The organism is Nocardioides sp. (genome assembly GCF_035697785.1).
Taxonomy (GTDB): domain Bacteria; phylum Actinomycetota; class Actinomycetes; order Propionibacteriales; family Nocardioidaceae; genus Nocardioides_B.
Window position 1 is genome coordinate 1 of the sequence record NZ_DASSCL010000161.1, and the last position, 15,650, is coordinate 15,650.

The 15,650-nt window shown below is 71.8% G+C and carries 14 protein-coding genes; 1 reads left to right on the forward strand and 13 read right to left on the reverse strand.

Annotated elements, in window-relative coordinates:
• From VFH10_RS16785 to VFH10_RS16795, 3 genes are all read right to left on the reverse strand, one after another.
• Positions 1-806, reverse strand: an 806-nt coding sequence (locus VFH10_RS16785; protein ID WP_325130608.1) for an aminotransferase class III-fold pyridoxal phosphate-dependent enzyme, incomplete at its 3' end; no start/stop codon positions are given.
• Positions 807-833: 27 nt separating this feature from the next.
• Positions 834-1,973 (reverse strand): amidohydrolase family protein, encoded by a 1,140-nt coding sequence (locus tag VFH10_RS16790; protein ID WP_325130610.1) that lies wholly within the window; start codon positions 1,971-1,973, stop codon positions 834-836.
• Between the two features lie 8 nt (positions 1,974-1,981).
• A complete protein-coding gene (locus VFH10_RS16795) occupies positions 1,982-3,367 on the reverse strand; it encodes a glutamine synthetase family protein (RefSeq protein WP_325130612.1) in 1,386 nt (461 codons plus the stop codon).
• A 160-nt stretch (positions 3,368-3,527) separates the two neighbouring features.
• Here VFH10_RS16795 and VFH10_RS16800 point away from each other — a divergent pair, with 160 nt between their 5' ends.
• A complete protein-coding gene (locus tag VFH10_RS16800; protein WP_325130615.1) occupies positions 3,528-4,583 on the forward strand; it encodes an LLM class flavin-dependent oxidoreductase in 1,056 nt (351 codons plus the stop codon).
• Between the two features lie 24 nt (positions 4,584-4,607).
• Here VFH10_RS16800 and VFH10_RS16805 read toward each other — a convergent pair whose 3' ends face one another.
• The 10 genes from VFH10_RS16805 to VFH10_RS16850 form a co-directional block, all read right to left on the reverse strand.
• Positions 4,608-5,084 (reverse strand): nucleoside deaminase, encoded by a 477-nt coding sequence (locus VFH10_RS16805; RefSeq protein ID WP_325130617.1) that lies wholly within the window; start codon positions 5,082-5,084, stop codon positions 4,608-4,610.
• Between the two features lie 136 nt (positions 5,085-5,220).
• Positions 5,221-5,589, reverse strand: a complete 369-nt coding sequence (locus tag VFH10_RS16810; protein WP_325130619.1) for a hypothetical protein — start codon at positions 5,587-5,589, stop codon at positions 5,221-5,223.
• A gap of 197 nt (positions 5,590-5,786) precedes the next feature.
• Entirely contained in the window at positions 5,787-7,199 is a 1,413-nt protein-coding gene (locus tag VFH10_RS16815; RefSeq protein WP_325130621.1) for an FAD-binding oxidoreductase, read from the reverse strand.
• An 85-nt stretch (positions 7,200-7,284) separates the two neighbouring features.
• Positions 7,285-10,410, reverse strand: a complete 3,126-nt coding sequence (locus VFH10_RS16820; protein WP_325130623.1) for an ATP-binding protein — start codon at positions 10,408-10,410, stop codon at positions 7,285-7,287.
• Between the two features lie 125 nt (positions 10,411-10,535).
• A complete protein-coding gene (locus VFH10_RS16825) occupies positions 10,536-10,922 on the reverse strand; it encodes a universal stress protein (protein ID WP_325130625.1) in 387 nt (128 codons plus the stop codon).
• Complete coding sequence (locus VFH10_RS16830) at positions 10,919-12,454, reverse strand: tripartite tricarboxylate transporter permease (protein ID WP_325130626.1); 1,536 nt, start codon at positions 12,452-12,454, stop codon at positions 10,919-10,921. Before VFH10_RS16830 ends, VFH10_RS16825 begins: the two co-directional genes overlap by 4 nt.
• On the reverse strand, positions 12,454-12,954 hold the full coding sequence (locus VFH10_RS16835) for a tripartite tricarboxylate transporter TctB family protein (protein WP_325130628.1): 501 nt from the start codon (positions 12,952-12,954) through the stop codon (positions 12,454-12,456). The genes VFH10_RS16830 and VFH10_RS16835 overlap by 1 nt, the downstream gene beginning before the upstream one ends.
• A complete protein-coding gene (locus VFH10_RS16840) occupies positions 12,954-13,967 on the reverse strand; it encodes a Bug family tripartite tricarboxylate transporter substrate binding protein (protein WP_325130630.1) in 1,014 nt (337 codons plus the stop codon). The genes VFH10_RS16835 and VFH10_RS16840 overlap by 1 nt, the downstream gene beginning before the upstream one ends.
• A 111-nt stretch (positions 13,968-14,078) precedes the next feature.
• Positions 14,079-14,657 (reverse strand): GNAT family N-acetyltransferase, encoded by a 579-nt coding sequence (locus VFH10_RS16845; protein ID WP_325130632.1) that lies wholly within the window; start codon positions 14,655-14,657, stop codon positions 14,079-14,081.
• Positions 14,658-14,704: 47 nt separating this feature from the next.
• Entirely contained in the window at positions 14,705-15,463 is a 759-nt protein-coding gene (locus VFH10_RS16850; protein ID WP_325130634.1) for an SDR family NAD(P)-dependent oxidoreductase, read from the reverse strand.
• Positions 15,464-15,650: the final 187 nt, after the last annotated feature.

Here is a 15,650-nt window from a genome sequence, read left to right on the forward strand (position 1 = left end):
ATGCCGCCGCCGAGCGCCTTGCCGAGCACGTACACGTCCGGCACCACGTCCTCGTGGTCGCACGCGAAGGTCCGGCCGGTGCGGCCCAGCCCGGACTGCACCTCGTCGACGACCATCAGCACGCCGCGGGCGTCGCAGAGCTCTCGCACGTCCCGCAGGAAACCGTCGGGCGGGATGACCACACCGGCCTCGCCCTGGATCGGCTCGAGGAGTACGGCGACGGTGTTGTCGTCGACCGCGGCCTCGATCGCGGCGGCGTCGCCGTACGGCACGTTGCGGAAGCCCGGCGTGAACGGTCCGTACCCGCGCGCGGCCACCTCGTCGGTGGAGAAGCTGACGATGGTCGTGGTGCGGCCCTGGAAGTTGCCTTCCATCACCACGATCGACGCCCGGTCGGCCGGCACGCCCTTGACGTCGTACCCCCACCGACGGGCCGCCTTGATCGCGGTCTCGACGGCTTCCGCGCCGGTGTTCATCGGCAGCACCAGGTCCATGCCGGTGAGCCCGGCGAGGTCGCGGGCGAACGGTCCGAGCTGGTCGTTGTAGAACGCGCGGCTGGTCAGCGTCATCCGCTCGAGCTGCCCCTGCGCGGCCGCGAGCAGACGCGGATGGCTGTGGCCGAAGCTCAGCGCCGAGTAGCCGCTGAGGCAGTCCAGGTAGCGGTTGCCGTCGACGTCCTCGGCCCAAGCGCCGCGCCCGCTGCTCAGCACGACCGGGAGCGGATGGTAGTTGTGCGCGGCCCATCGCTCGGTGAGCTCGATGTGCTCGGCGGCGCCGGTCGTCGGCTGCAGATCGATCTCGGTCATACCGCCATGCTGACACTCGCCGGCGCATCACGTCAGCGCATCGAGCCGGTAGATCCGGCGAGCGTTGTCTGCCGAGATCATCCGCGCGAACCGTGCGGCGTCGTCGGCGCTCAGGGCGTCCTCGGCCAGCCAGTCGTCGAGCACCCTCGCCAGCCCGCGGCGGAACAGCACCGCGCCGAGGTGGTGCAGCTCGGGCAGGCCGAACCCGTCGGAGGCGTAGAGCAGCGACCCGAACGGCGCCAGCTCGAGCGTCTCGGCGAGCACCGCGGCGGCGCGCGGGCCGACGTGGCTGACCGCGAGGCTGACGTCGAGCGCCACCTGCGGGAACACGTTGGCCAGGTAGGCCGCCTGCCGGTGGTAGGGGTAGCAGTGCAGCAGCACGACGGGCCCCGCCTCCGGGGGCAGCGCGCGCAGGAACGCGGTGAGCAACGACGGGTCGGCGCGGTGCAGCGTGACGTCGGGGTCGCCGTACCCGGTGTGCACCTGCAGCGGGAGGCCGAGCCGCAGGCAGGCGTGCACGGCGTGTGCGACCAGCGTCGGCTCGTCGAGCCGGTGCCGGCCGGTCCGCTCGCCGTCGGCGAGCCACCGATCCGCCGCCCTTCGTACGTCGGAGGTGGTCGGCGCGGCGGCGGGCAGCTCGAGCCCGATCCGGTAGGCAGCGATCGTCTTGAACCCGACCGACCTGGTCGCCCGCTCGGCCAGGGCGTCGGCGACCGCTCCGCCGAGGTCGGCCGCGCCGACTCCGCTGGCGGCCACCTGTTCCACGACGGTCTCGACGCGCGTGACCTCGTGCACCCGTGCGCCGGCCAGTTCGGCAAGCTCGCCCGGGGCACACAGGCCCGGGTGCTGCAGTCCGGTGTCGACCAGCAGGTCGCTCGTGCCGCAGGCTCCCAGGAGCCGCCGGCCCGTCTCCCGCGGCCCCAGCTCGGCGCGCCGGGTCAGGTACTCCTCGGGTTGCGCGTGCCGGTCCAGGCCCAGCTCCGGGGCGCACCATCGTCGTACCGCCAGCCCGACCTGGGAGTCGAGCTCGCTCGTGCCGGTAGGGCCGTGCCCGGCCGCCTCGGTGAGCAGCAGCTCGAAGCCCGCCCGGTCCAGCGGGTCGAGCACGATCGGGTGGCAGTGCTGGTCGACCAGCGGCAGGTCGGCGAGCTCGTCGGCGATCCCCATGCGTTCGTTCAATAGCGCCAGCGGGTCGCCGCGACGATCTCGTCGGGGGTGTTGTTGGCGAACAGCTCGATCTCGGCCCGGCGCACCGCGGTGAACGCGTCGTAAAGGTAGTCCCCCATCGCCTGCTTCAGCAGGTCGCTGTCGTCGAGGCAGGCCAGCGACTCCTCGGCCGTCTCGGGCAGCCGTCGCACGCCGAGCCGGGCCAGCTCCTCCGGGTCGAGGGCGACGGGGTCGCCGTTCACCTCGTCGGGCAGGGTGAGGCCCTTGTCGATCGCCGCCAGGCCGATGGTGAGCAGCGCGCCGACGACGAGGTACGGGTTGGCGCTGCCATCGAGGCACTTGATCTCGGCGTTGGCGGCAACGTTCGTCTCGCCGGCCGAGCCGGTGACGAGCCGCAGCGCGGCCTCGCGGTTCTCGAGCCCCCAGCACTGGTACGCGCCGGCCCAGTGCGACGGCACCAGGCGCAGGTGGCTGCCGACGCTCGGCGCCAGGATCCCGGTGAGCGCCGGCATCGCCTCCAGCACGCCGGCCAGGAACGACTCCCCCTCGCCGGACATGCCGTAGCGCCCGTAGCCGCCGTCGAGCAGGTTCACCCCCTCGTGGCGCAGCGAGACATGCAGGTGCTGGCCGTTCCCCACCGACCCGGCCACCACGGAGGGCGCGAAGGACGCCTCCATCCCGTGTTTGCGGGACACCGCCCGGATCGTCTCCCGCACGAGCAGCACCTGGTCCGCGGCCGCCACCGGCTCGAGCGGCGCGGCGGACAGCTCGAACTGCCCGGCGGCGTACTCCGGGTGCAGCTGCGCCACGTCCACCGACTCGGCCGCGAGCGCGGTCAGCAGGTCGCGGCAGTAGTCCGACAGCTCGACCATCCGGGTCATGCCGTACGCCGGGCCGCGGCACGCCGGGCGGAACTCACTGCCGGCGTCGGGGCTGTCGGAACCGACCACCCACTCGATCTCGAAGCCCATCCGGACGTCGAGCCCGTCGTCGACCGCTACCGCCGCGGCCCGCCGCGCGAAGCTGCGCTGGCATCCGGGGTGCTCCGAACCGTCCTGGGTGTACCGGTCCACCGGTGCCCACGCCCACCCCCGCTGCGCCGACAGCCGGACCAGCCGGTCGAGGTCCGGGTGCAGCCGCAGGTCCCCGCCGGGGCCGCCGGCGATCCGACCGGACGTGATGCTGTCGTCGACACAGAACACGTCGAACACCGGGGACATCCCCACCCCCCAGGCCGCCGCGTGCGGCAGCGCGGCGACCGGCACGGACTTCACCCGGGTCACGCCGGCGTTGTCGACGTAGGACATCGCGACGCCCTCGACGCCCTCCTCGGCCAGCGCGGCCGCGAGCGGGCGTGCCCTCCGCTCCTGGTCCTCGCGCCACCTGGTGTCCACGGCCGCCTCCGTCCGGCTCTCAGGCTAGCCAGTCCAGCGCCCGTCCGCTGGTCGAGCGGTCTCCGGTGATCGGGCCCGTCGGGACCAGACGGTGGTCGAGCCCCTCGTGTCCCCCGGCCACGTGCGAGGCTGGGCACGGCCACAGGATCTGGGAGGACCCATGGAGCTCGAGCACCTCGGCACCCCCGAGAAACCCACCTTCGGACTCGACACCTTCGGCGACCGCGGCACCGACGCCGACGGCAACGTCGTCTCGCACGCCGAGGCCGCCCGGCAGGTCGTCGAGGAGGGCGTGCTCGCCGACCGGCTCGGCCTCGACTTCATCGGCGTCGGCGAGCACCACCGCGACGACTTCGCGATCTCCTCGCCCGACGTCGTGCTCGCCGCCATCGCCGGCCGCACCGAGCGGATCCGGCTCGGCACCAGTGTCACCGTGCTCAGCTCCGACGACCCGGTGCGTGTCTTCGAGCGGTTCTCCACCCTCGACGCGCTGTCCCGAGGCCGCGCCGAGGTGACGCTCGGACGCGGGTCGTTCACCGAGTCGTTCCCGCTCTTCGGTCTCCGGCTCGACGACTACGAGGTGCTGTTCGCCGAGAAGCTCGACCTGTTCACCCACCTGCTACGCGAGGAAGCCGTCACCTGGGAGGGCACGACCCGGCTGCCGCTGACCGGGCAGCGCGCCTACCCGCCCACCGAGTCCGGCCGGCTGCCGGCCTGGGTCGGCGTCGGCGGTACGGCGCAGTCGGTGGTCCGGGCGGCGAGGTACGGCCTGCCCCTGGTGGTGGCCGTGATCGGCGGCTCGCCGGCCCAGTTCGCACCGCTCGTGGACCTCTACCACCGCGCCCTGTCCGAGTACGCCCAGCCGACCCTCCCGGTCAGCATGCACAGCCCCGGCCACGTAGCCGAGTCCGACGAGCTCGCCGTCGAGCAGCACTTCCCGCACCACGCCGAGCAGTTCACGAAGATCGGCCGCGAGCGCGGCTGGGGTCCGCTCACCCACGAGGCCTACGACTCGATGCTCGGCCCCGAAGGCGCATTGTTCGTCGGGGCGCCCGAGACCGTCGCGCAGAAGATCGCCTGGGCGGTGCGCACCCTCGGGCTCTCCCGCTTCCAGCTCAAGTACTCCGTCGGCACCCAGGCCAACGCCGACCGCGAGACGTCGATCCGGCTGTACGCCGAGCAGGTCGTCCCCCGCGTCCGCGAGCTCCTCGCGTAACGGGGTCGAGGCCGCCGGAGTCACTCACCCGAACCGGCGACGCTGCAGCTCCTTGATCTCACCGACCAGCTCGTCCACCGGGCCCTCGGTGATCGCACCGGGCACCACAGCGGCGATCGGCAGCGCCGCCACCGGACCGGCCGGCACACCCCACTCCGTCAACCACGACCCGAGCTGGGCCGACGACGCGACGTACACGATGCGCCCCAGCCCCATCCAGCCGTGCGCGGCGGAGCACATCGGGCAGTGCTCTCCCGAGGTGTACACCGTGGCCGTACGCCGCTCCTCCGCCGTCAGGTTCTCGGCCGACCAGCGCGCGATCTCGAACTCGGGGTGCCGCGTCTCGTCGCCGCCCTTGACCCGGTTGCGGTCCTCGAACCGCACGCTTCCGGTCTCGTCGACCAGCACGGATCCGAACGGCTCGTCGCCGTCCTCGAGCGCCTCCCGGGCCAGCTCGATGCACCTGCGCAGATGAGTCAGGTCGGTCTCGGTGATCGCCATGCCGCCCGAGTCTGCCAGCCCCATCCGGTGGTCGAGCCCCCCACCAGTGGTCGAGCCCCCCACCAGTGGTCGAGCTGCCACCGGTGGTCGAGCCCCCACCGGTGGTCGAGCCCGTCGAGACCCCTCAACTCGGCACTCAGGTACGGACGCCGTCGAAGAACACGACCAGTCCGAGGGGATCCTCATAGCTGCAGTGCACCGTCGCCTGCCCGTTCCGGTCGAACCCGGGCACGTCGAATGTCACGACGCGTTCCTCGGTCGGGTCGTTCGGGAATATGACCTCAACCTGCTTCGGCTTGATGACATCGGTGCTTCCGACCACGTGGAACGCGCTGCCGAAGCCCGCCGGCGTCAGGTACGCCGTGACCGTCGTGCCGTCACACGACAGGATGCGCTCGTTGGTCCAGCTGGGTGGTGGCGACGCCGCGACCGCCGGGCCGGCGGACATGGTGAACGTGGCTGCGCAGAGCGCCACGGTGCAGGCCGCAACTCGGGTTCGGTTCATTGGTGGGCCCCCTTGCCGCGGCGCCCGCAGCGGCCCTCGCGGTCACTGACTCCGGCGCGCCGCCAGCTCACCGTAAACATCGGTTGACGGTCGGCGGTATGACCTGTTCGGACCAGTCGGCGACCAGCCCTGACCGCCCTTCCCCCGCGCCGGCCCCGACCGCGGCGTGCGGGTCGGGGCCGGGCGCGCCCCCTCGACTACTCGGTGGCCGGCGGAATGTTCTGGTTGAGGTGGAACAGGTTCGTGGGGTCGTAGCGACGCTTGATCTCGGACAGTCGCTCGAAGTTGCCGCGGTACGACGCACGCACCCGCTCCGCGCCCTCGTCCTCCATCATCATGTTGACGTACGCCCCCCCGGCGGACGTCGGGTGCAGGTCGGCCCAGTACCGCCGCGACCAGTCCCGGATCTTGGGCAGGTTGGCCGGGTCCCGGTCGACGCCCGCCATCACACCGGCCCAGCCGCCACCTCGATAGGCGAACGCGGTCTCGTCCTCGGCCACCCGCGCTGCCGCGCCGCTGATCGGGTAGAGGTGCATGGTGGACTGGGCGGTCGGGATCTCGTTGCCGTACCTCACGTGCAGCGCGATCGCCTCGTCGGTGATCTCCTCGAAGAAGTCGGCCTTCCAGTACCACTGGTCTCCCTTCGGGTACAGCGCATCGAAGGCGCTCTGCAGCGCCGGGTACGGCATCGGCTGCAACCCGACCAGCAGGGGCGAGCCGAACTCCCGCACCGCGGTGAGCACGTCGTCGGCCTTGTCGTGCGGGCCGGTGTAGCACCACACGATGGCGCACGCGTTGCGACCCCACAGCTCCTCGGGGAACGGTGCCCCGGACGGGATGATGATGGTCCCGATCCAGCCGTTGAGCTCCTCGGGTAGCCCGGGTAGGAGGTCGCGGTACCAGCGGAAGACGTCCTCGGTGTCGTCGATGTCGTACAGCACGGGACCGGCGATGACGGTGCCGTTCTCGCCGATCTCGTGACAGTCGAACGTGAACGACGTGACGATGCCGAAGTTGCCGCCGCCTCCGCGCAGCGCCCAGTACAGGTCCGGGTGCGAGTCGGCGTTGGCCGTGACGAAGCTGCCGTCGGCGAGTACGACGTCGGCGGAGCGCAGGTTGTCGACGGTGAGGCCGAACCCGCGAGCCAGGTAGCCGACCCCGCCCCCGAGCGTGAGACCGCCGACGCCGGTCGTGGAGAGGATGCCGGAGGGCGTGGCCATGCCGAACGCCCCGGTGGCGTGGTCAACGTCCCCCCACTGGCAGCCGCCGTCGGCGCGCACGGTGTGGTTCGCCGGGCTGACCGTCGTGCTTCGCATACGGCCCAGATCGATCACCAGCGCGTCGTCCCAGACCCCGAACCCCGCGCCGTGGTGGCCCCCGCCCCGGACCGCAACGGTTGCGTCGTGCTCGCGGGCAAAGCTGACGCACGCGATCACGTCGGCGACGTCCGCACAGTGAGCGACGGCGGCCGGTCGCCGGTCGACCGAGCCGTTGTAGACGGCTCGTGCCACGTCGTAGTGCGGGGAGGTCGGCAGGGTGACACCGCCCCGGATCGTGTCGGAGAGCTCGCTCACGGGAAGGTCTGTGCGCGGTTCTACTTCGGTGGTCATGTCATGTCCTCCGCCCCGGTGACCCGTCGTCCCGGGTCACGTCCGTCAGGACGCTAGGGGGGCGGCCGTTCGCCAAGCGTTCGCCTCATCCGGGCGGGGACGGAACGCCGTCATCGAGGTCGGCGCCGCGCTCCGCCAGGTCGCGTCGGCAGCGGGCCAGCAGGGTCCGGCTGCGTTGGCGGTCCGCCATCGCCGCCGCACGTCGCAGGGTCGGCACCGCCAACCCGTCGGCCTGCTGCCTGGCCCGTGTCCGGAGCAGCTCGGGGAGCCACCACAGCTCGTCTCGTTGCTCCGCGTCGGCGAGGGCGGAGTCCAGGACGGCCTGGGCGGCTTGCGGACGCCCGACCTGGTGGAGCACCTCGGCGATCAGGTACTGCCAGTACGGCATTCGGGCGAACTGGCCGGCCGCCCGGAGCTTCTCCACGCCTTGTCGCATCCGTGCGACACCGTCCTCGCCGCCGCCGGCCCAGCCCTCCACCACCGCGCCCCATCCGCCGTAGAAGCCGAACGAGTAGCGCTCGCAGAGCGCGATCAGCTCGCGGGCTGCCCCGGCAGCCGGACCCCGATCGCTGCACAGCTGTGCCGTCGTCGCCTGGTAGCCCAGCGCCAGCGCGAGACTGTACGGGTGATCGGCCGACCTCGCCAGGTCCACGGCCTGCTGAGCGCACGCCGCCGCGCGCTCCGGGGCGCCGAGCAGCCAGTGCGCATGGCTGCTCCAGGCCAGCGAGTGCACCTCGAGGAGGGTGCCCATGATGAGCGACACCGAGCCTCGAGAGAGCTCACCCGCCCGCTGGAAGTGCGGCACGGCCTCCTCGAGCCGGCCGAGGCTCGTCAGCGAACCGGCCACGGCCATGTCGGCCTGACCGGCCGCTTCCGGGGCAGCCTCCGCCAGGGCGAAGGCCCGGGTCGCGAAGTCGTACGAGTCGCGGGTGTGACCCTGCACGAACCGCACCGCGAAGAGCCCGACGTAGCAGGACATCAGGTCACGTGGACGGGCGAGCTTGTCGGCCAGGTGCGCGGACCGTTCCAGGGTTTCCTGCAGCCGCGGCGAGGAGTAGCCATGGATGGCGTTCAGCGGCGGAGCCATGGCCATCAGCACGTCGAGCTCCTCCTCGTCGCGAGTCCGCCCGGCCGGCTGCTCCGTCACGAGCGCCAGGCATCGACGGAAGCACCGCACCGCCTCGGAGCTGGCGTAGACCGCGGCGGCCAGCTCCGCTGCCCGCCGGTAGTAGTGCCGCGCCCGGTCCGGCCGGCCGCCCCGGTCGTACTGGTCCGCCAGCTGTGCCGCGACGTCGTCCGGGCGGTCGGCGTGGAGCAGCTCGAGGCCTTGCGCGAGGCGACGGTGCATCAGCCATCTGTGCGGCGGCGAGATCGAGGCGTACGCCGCCTCCCGCACCAGGTCGTGCGAGAAGTCGTAGCCGAGGCCCTGCTCGCGGAGGATCCCGTGCCGCCACAGCTCGTCGACCGAGCGGACCACGGTGTCGGCGTCCAGGTCACTGGCCTCGGTGAGGAGATCGAGCGTGAAGTCACGGCCCACCGCGGACGCCAGCCCGGCGACCTCCCCTGCGTGAGGCGACACCTCCTCGAGCCGTCGCTGCAGCACGGAGGAGAGACGGCCGTGGGGCACGATCGTCCCGGTTTCGCCGGGCTCGCCGGCGCTGCGCAGGGCCTCGAGCACGTAGAGCGGGTAACCACCCGTCGCGGACACGAGCAGCGAGACCTCCTCGTCGGCCAGGGTTCTCTGCAGCACCGATGTCCCGAGCTGGCGTACACCGACACGGTCCAGGGGCGGCAGCTCGATCTCCGTCAACGCACCCGCGGACCTCAGCGAGCGCAGCAGCTGGGCCACGTCGGCGTTGCCTGCCAGCTCGTGCTTCCGCGCGGTCGTCGCCACCAGCAACGGCGCATCGCCGGCCCGGCGCAGCAGGAACGCCAACCACGCGGTCGTCTCCGCGTCGCACCACTGCAGGTCGTCGAGGACCAGGATCATCGGCCGGTCCACGGCGAGCACCGCTTGGGCGAGTCCCTCGAAGAACCGGTGCCGCCGCCAGGCGTCGACCATCGCTCGCGCTGCCGCCGGCTGCGGCGCGGGCTTGTCACGGCGGTCACCGGACGGGCCTTCGGGGACGAGCCGCGCGACCTCGACCCGCCAGGGCTCGTCGAGGTCCGCCCCGGCGCGATGGATGCGCGGGTCGCGCAGCCACTCGGCGACAGGGGCCAGCGCGAGCCCTCCGGACATCCCGAAGCAGCGCGTCGTGGCGACGACCGCACCTTCAGCCCGGGCCTTGAGGCCGAGCTCGGCCACCAGCCGGCTCTTGCCGACACCGGCGTCGCCGTTGACCACCAGCAGCTGGGGGTGACCCTCGGCGGCTCGACCCCAGCACGCGCTCGCCTGCCGGAGCTCCTGGTCACGCCCCACCAGCCCCGCGTCCTGTGCGGACGTTCGATGTGCCGTGCCGAGGGAACCCGGCGCCGTCCTTCCTCGGTCACCGAGTCCGAGCAGCTGCTGCGCGAGTTCCGTGGTGGCGGCGGAGGGTTCGGCGCCGAGCTCGCGCTCCATGACCTCGGCGCACTGGTGGAAGGTGCTCATCGCGCCGGCGCGGTCGCCGAGCTCACCCTGCAGGCGCATCAGGCTGCGGTATCCCGTCTCTTCGACAGGTTCGATGCGTACCCGCATCCGCGCGAACTCGATGGCCCTCGCGAGCCCGCCCTTCGCTTGCCAGCCGGCGACCAGCCGGTCGCACAGCTCGATGCACTCCCGCCGGAGCGCCTCCCGCGGCGCCAGCACCCAGTCGTCGTAGACCCCGGGCATCAGGTCACCCTGGTACTCGTCGACCGCGGCGGCGGCGTGCTCCAGCAGGTCGTCGTCGGTGCCTTCCGCCAGCGCCGCGAGCGCCAGCCGGCGCTCGCGGTGGAACACGCACACGTCCACGCGACACGTGGGGCCGTCGTGCCACATCAGGGTGGTCGGCTCGACGACGAGCGAGGGGTCGTTGTCGAGTATCAGGCGGAGGTTGTGCAGCTCCCGACGCAGGTTCGTCCGGGCCTGCGCATCGCTCGACTCGGGCCAGAACAGACCGGCCAGCCGCTGCCGGGTCTGGGGAGCGTCGGAGTGCACGGCCAGGAACCCGAGGAGCGCGACCGAGCGCGCCGAGTGCCCGCCGATCGGCGTCCCTGACCCCTCGACGTACTGCTCGCCCAGTAGTGACACTTCCAGCAACCGAGGCCGCCCTCCTCCTCAGCGCAGGATACGGAAGGCAGGCCGTCCCCACGACCCGTCAGACCCAGCGGCTGGTCGAGCCGGGGTCGAGACCACTCGTCCCGGCGGCGCGCGGCTCAGGGCTTGACGGCGACCACCGGGCAGGGAGCCTCCATCAGCAGCTGGGTGGCGACGCTGCCCATCAGCATCTTGCCGACCTGGCTGCGGTGCCTGATGCCGATGACGAGTGCCTCGGCCGCGACCTCGCGGACCACCTCGAGGATCTCCTGGGCGACGTCGGTGCCGATCGACTGGCGCAGCTCGACCTCGACCGGCGCGGCCGAGAGCCGCTCCTCGAGCTCGCGACGGCCCTGCTCCCCCACGTACTTCTTGTCGACCAGGGAGTCGCCACGGCTGGTGTTGACCACGACCAGGCCGGTGCCGCGTCGCTGGGCCTCGGTCAGAGCCTCGGTGAGGGCGGCCTCGCCGTACTCGTTGGGGATGTAGCCCACCACGACGCTCATCGTCCGACCTCCTGGTCCTGGGCACGGTCGGCGGGCTCGTCGGGCACGATCGGGCGCCCACGCAGGCGGGACAGCACCGGCGGTACGACGAGCGCGAGCACGATGATGACGTAGATGACGATCGCCAAGGGCTCGTTGAAGAGGCCGCTGATCGCCCCGTCGGACAGGTCGAGGGCCTCGCGCATCTTGGTCTCCATGAGCGGGCCGATGATGACGCCGAGGATCAACGGCAGCACCGGGATGCCGAAGCGGCGGATCACGAACCCGACGGCACCGAAGACCAGCAGCAGCGCGAGGTCGAAGGCGCTCTGGTTGACCGCGTAGGCGCCGAGCGAGGCGAAGAACAGGATGCCGGCGTATAGCTGCGGTCGCGGGATCTGCAGCAGCTTGGCCCACAGCGGCGCCAGCGGCAGGTTGATGACCAGCAGCAGGGTGTTGCCGATGAGCAGGCTCGCGAGCAGGGTCCAGACCAGCTCGGGCTGGTCGGTCATGAGCGTCGGTCCCGGCACGATGCCGTAGGTGCGCATCCCGGCGAGCAGGACCGCCGCGGTCGCCGTCACCGGCAGGCCGAGGGCCAGCAGTGGCACGAACATGCCCGCGGCGCTGGCGTTGTTGGCGGCCTCCGGCCCGGCGACACCCTCGATCGCGCCGTTGCCGAACTCGTCGGACCCGCGGGCCAGCCGCCGCTCGAGCATGTAGGAGAGGAACGTCGGCGTCTCGGCACCGCCGGCCGGCAGTGCCCCGAACGGGAACCCGAGGGCCGTGCCGCGCAGCCACGGCCGCCACGACCGCGACCAGTCGTCGCGGCTCATGTAGGGCCGGCCGACCGGGATCACGTCGATGGGCTGCCGGCGCAGGTGGGCCGCGATCCAGAGGGCCTCGCCGACGGCGAAGATGCCCACCGCCACCACCACGATGTCGACGCCGTCCGCGAGCGAGAGCACGTCGAAGGTCAGACGTGCCTGCCCGGTCGAGAGGTCGAGCCCGATGAGCCCGATGGTGAGCCCGATCGTGAGGCCGATGAAGCCGCGCAGCTTGGACGACCCGAGCACCGCGGTGACCAGGATCAGCGACAGCAGCATGATCGCGAAGTACGACGCCGCGCCGATCTGGACCGCGACCTCCGCCAGCGGCGGGGTGAAGAACGCGACGAGCAGGGTGCCGATGGTGCCGGCGATGAACGACCCGACCGCGGCGGTCGCCAGCGCCTGCGCCGCCCGCCCGCGTTTGGCCATCTTGTTGCCCTCGATGGCCGTCATCACCGACGCCGACTCACCTGGCGTGTTGAGCAGGATCGACGTGGTCGACCCGCCGTACATGCCGCCGTAGTAGATGCCGGCGAACAGGATGAAGGACTGGGTGGCCTCGAGGCCGAACGTGATCGGCAGCAGCAGCGCCACCGCCATCGCGGGGCCGATGCCCGGCAGCACGCCCACGAAGGTGCCGAGCAGCACGCCGACCGCGGCGAACAACAGGTTCTCCGGAGTGAACGCGTTGGCCAGGCCGTCGAGGAGGAGCTGGACGGTGTCCATCACAGCACCCCGTCCAGGATCCCGGGCGGCAGCGGCACGTCGAGGCCGACGTAGAAGAAGTACCAGCTGCCGACGGAGAGCACCGCACCCACCAGCACGTCACGCAGCAGCGTCCGCGAGCCGAGCGACCACGCGCACCCGGCGAAGAGCAGCGCTCCCGTGATCGGCCAGCCGAGCACGTTCACCAGGGCGATGTTGAGGACCAGGATGCCGACCAGCTTGCCCACGGTGACCCAGTCGGGCGGGGTGGTGAGGTCGATGTCCTCGCCCTCCTCGCCCTCGGCGACGTCGCCACGGGAGGTCGCGACCGCCAGCAGCACCGCGAGCACCACCATCACCGTGCCGATGACGTAGGGGAACACCCGCGGGCCGACGGGGTCGTCGAAGCCCACGTTGAGTCCGCGGGCGTCGACGATCGTGAGGATGCCGACCACCGCCAGTCCAGCGGCGAGGAGGTACTGGGCGCGGTCGACGCGCACCGGTTCGGCCGTGGTCGCCATCAGATCAGTCCCAGCTGTTGCAGCGTTCCGGACACCCGCTCGTCCTGCTCGTCTATGAACTCGCTGAACTCGTCGCCGGTCTTGAAGTCGTCGGTCCAGCCGTACTGGCGCAGCTGCTCCCGCCACCCCTCGGTGTCGTGCATGCTCTCCAGGTAGCCGACGAGCTCGTCGCGGCGCTCCTCGGAGATGTCGGGCGGCGCGAGCACGCCGCGCCAGTTGAGGAAGACGAGGTCGATCCCCGACTCGGTGAGGGTCGGCACGTCGGAGAAGGCGTCCTGCGGCGAGCGCTCCTCCCCCGACAACGCGAGCATCCGCAGGTCCCCCGACTCCACCTGTCCGATGAACTCGGCGGGCCCGGAGAATCCGGCGTCGATCTTCGCGCCCAGGAGTGCGCTGGTGAGCGGGCCGCCTCCGTCGTACGTGACGTAGTTGACGTCGTTGGGGTCGATGCCGACCTCGGCCGCGAGCTGCATCGGGAAGAGGTGGTCGGGTCCGCCCGGCGACGAGCCGCCGCCGATGGCGAGTGAGCCCGGGTCCGCCTTCCAGGCCTGCACGAAGTCGTCGACCGTCTCGTACGGCGAGTCGGCCGGCACCAGGATCCCCTCCGGCTCGCTCATCAGCTGGGCCAGCGGAGTGGCGTCCTGCAGCTGGTAGTCGCTGGCGAACGAGTACGTCGACCCGACGACACCGAGGCCGACCGTCATCATCGTGTGCTCGTCGCCGGCCTTGCCGATGAGAGTGGTCATCGCTCCCGCGCCACCGGCCCCGATCACGTTGTCGACGGTGAAGCTGCCCCCGGTGATGTCGGCGTCCTCCATCACGGTCACCGCGGCCCGGCCGGTCTGGTCGTAGCCGCCGCCGGGGCTGTTGGGGATGATCATGAGCAGGTCGCGGGTGTCCTCCCCGCGGGTGACGCCGCAGGCCGCTGTGGCCACCACCAGCGACATCAGCAGCAGCGCCTGGACCAGGCGCACCGAACGTCGCAACGTCCCGATCCCGAGGCTCGCCCGCACGTTCACCACTGTGCCGCATCCACTGCCGGTGGTCGAGCCCGCTGTCCGGTGGTCGAGCCCGCTGTCCGGTGGTCGAGCCCGCTCCCCGGTGGTCGAGCCCGTCGAGACCCGTCAGCCGAAGTCGAGCCGCATCAGCACCCGCGGGAACCCGCCCGACACCGCGTCGGTGTCGGCGGCCTTGGTGAACCCGGCCGCCTCGAACAGCATCCGCGTCCCGACGTACGCCATCGTGGAGTCGACCTTCTCGCCCCGGTTGTCGACCGGGTAGCCCTCCACCGCGGGGGCCCCCTGCTCGCGGGCGTAGGCGACCGCACCCTCCAGCAGCGCGTGCGAGATGCCGCGCTTGCGGTGCCCCGGCTTCACGCGGATGCACCACACCGACCACACCGGCTGGTCGTCGACGTGCGGGATTTTCGTGGACCGCGCGAACGGCAGCTCGGCGCGCGGCGCGACTGCCGCCCAGCCCGCGACCTCGCCGTCCTCGAAGGCCAGCACGCCAGGCGCCACCGGCCGGTTGCACAGCTCGCGCATGTACTCGCCTCGCGCCGGGCCGACGAGCGACGTGTGCGTCTTCGCGTCCAGGCGGTGGCTCAGGCACCAGCACACCGAAGACGTCGGGTTCTTGGGCCCGATGACCGCCGCGACGTCGTCGAACCGGTTCGCCGTCGCGGGCACCACGTCGATAGCCACGCGTCCACGCTAGCCGGGCCCTCCCCCAGGAACGCCCGCCTGCCGGACTACAACTGGATGCCGCGGGTGAGCGCCCCGTCCACGACGAGGTTGGTCCCGCTGATCCGGCGGGCCACGGGGCTGGCGAGGAAGACGACGGGAGCGGCGACCTCCTCGGGGGTACCCATGTGGCCGGTCGGGTTGAGGCCCACCGCGGTCCGGTACAGCTCGGGGTCGCCCTGCTCGATGCTGGCCCAGACGCCGCCAGGGAAGTAGGTGTTGCCCGGGGAGACCGTGTTGGCCCGGATGCCCTTCTCCGCGAGCTGGAGGGCCAGCCCGTTGATGTAGCCGATGATCGCGGTCTTGGCCGTGCCGTACGGTCCGGAGGCGAAGTCCGACTCCCGCCCCGACACGCTCGAGATCGCGATGATCGAGGGCGCCGGGGACTGCTCGAGGTGCGGCAGCGCCGCCCGGACCAGCCGGACGGTGTGCATGAGGTCGACGTTGAGGCTCTGCTGCCAGTTCTCCTCGCTGTCCGGGATCGCGAGCGCGCTGACGTTGGCGACGACGGTGTCGAGTCCGCCGTACGACGCGGCCGACCGGTCCACCCAGGCGGCCAGTGCGTCCCCGTCACCGACGTCGAGGACCGTGCCGGTGACCGGGCCGCGCCCGCTGAGCGCCTCCTGGGTGGCGCTCACCTCGTCGACGTCTCGCGCGCAGAACCCCACCGTGGCCCCCTCGTCGAGGAACGCCTCCACGATGGCCCGGCCGATGCCACGAGTGCCACCGGTGACGAGGACGCGGGTGCCGTTGAGCTGTAGATCCATGGCTGGCCTTTCGTAGGAGACGTTGGGCGGGTCAGACCGAGCCGAGCGCCGCGGCCCTGTCGCGCAGGTCGGCGTGCATCCCCCCGAACGCTTCGGCGTCCGGCAGCAACGACTTCGCCGCCTTGACCACGACGCTGTAGTTGGCGTCCACGACGTTCGCGACCGGGACCTCCGCGATCTGGGAGCA